The sequence below is a fragment of the Stieleria tagensis genome, assembly GCF_024129865.1.
Taxonomy (GTDB): Bacteria; Planctomycetota; Planctomycetia; order Pirellulales; family Pirellulaceae; genus Stieleria; species Stieleria tagensis.
Genome location: NZ_JAMYFE010000196.1, coordinates 1 through 1,310, shown reverse-complemented (window position 1 = coordinate 1,310; position 1,310 = coordinate 1). Strand labels below are relative to the sequence as shown.

At 53.0% G+C, this 1,310-nt stretch carries 1 protein-coding gene; it reads left to right on the top strand.

The features are described from left to right. Positions 1-494: 494 nt before the first annotated feature. Positions 495-971, top strand: coding sequence for a hypothetical protein (locus tag NHH03_RS27770; protein ID WP_253161622.1), 477 nt, complete (start codon positions 495-497; stop codon positions 969-971). Positions 972-1,310: the final 339 nt, after the last annotated feature.

Genomic DNA, 1,310 nt, shown 5'->3' with positions numbered 1-1,310 from the left:
ATCTCGGAAATCGCTACCGTTACGCGTGTGCTGACTCATTGAATCCGAATCACGTCAACACTTACACGAGAGAGAGCTGAACTGGCCGATGCAGTGGATTGCCGTTATCGTAATTACTGATGGTGTGGCCTTCGGTTTTCTGTTCTTGTTGTTCGCCGCCACTGTAATTGGCGGACTATACCTACTACGATGGCTTCGAAATCACTGCCCGATTTGCCGCAAATCATGGTCGCCTACAGGCAGGGTAGTAAATGATGGAATCGCAGCAGGAGAACGGGCATTCAAAGAAGAGTGGCACTGTCCCCATTGCGACTATTCAGCATGGATGCCCTGTTGAGTGTTTGCTCAGCACGAAGATCAGTACGCTGAATGGACGCGTAACCAGGCGATGGACACGAAGTCGCGAATAAGGTCGTACGGCCATCGCAAAGTCGTTCGTCGCGACTCGGTCATCGCAATCGTTACCCGAATCAGTTTGTCCATTGGCCTCGACGGTGACACCAACTTCCGCCGAAATTGCTCGCGCGATTGCGTTCGGTATCGAACACGGAATCGCAGACTACAAGCTCGCGCGAACATGGGTCGACAATGTGATTGAGCAGTCAGAGATTGCTGACCCCTGGATGCTCGATCTTTCGTTTTGCACGAAAAATGACGCGCTGTATCTCCTTCGATCCGTACCCGGAGTCGCTGACAACACAAACGTTTACGGATTGCTTTTTGGATTGGCATATGATGCTCACAAGCATGGACACATTGATGCTTGGGGTCTTCGTGATATCGGTTGGCGAGCCTATGTAGATGACCCCGACGCTTCACCAGAACATTGGGGGCTGACTTTGGAGTTGGCGATTGAAACTCACATCGACGGTTTTGCTACAATCGTTGATGTGGATACCGCAGTAGCGGAAACGCTTGCGGAGATTGGCCCTTACGCAGACGAATTGCCGCGGGTCCTAAAGCGCGGGTAACAATGCGATGCACGACGAGTCGCCGAGTCGTCGTTTTTGAAGTGGTTGATCACTCGCGGCGACCGCGTGATCGCTAACGTTACGAGTAATAGACTCCGCTGACGTTGTGGAACGAATTATGAATCGGATGCTGTCGGTCGGTTTGCTTCACGGCGTCGCCCTTCGATCGCGGCCGGAACAACTCAACTTCGCGCTCAAACGAGTTGCGTGATTCCAATGCTCGACTGCCGAGGATGGAGGCGTGGTTGAATTGCTATCGCACATCGCGCGTTATTGGCGGCGATGACCAGCCGAACCGCTGGCGACTTGCTTTGGAAACGCGGGTTGATTGTCGCCAAC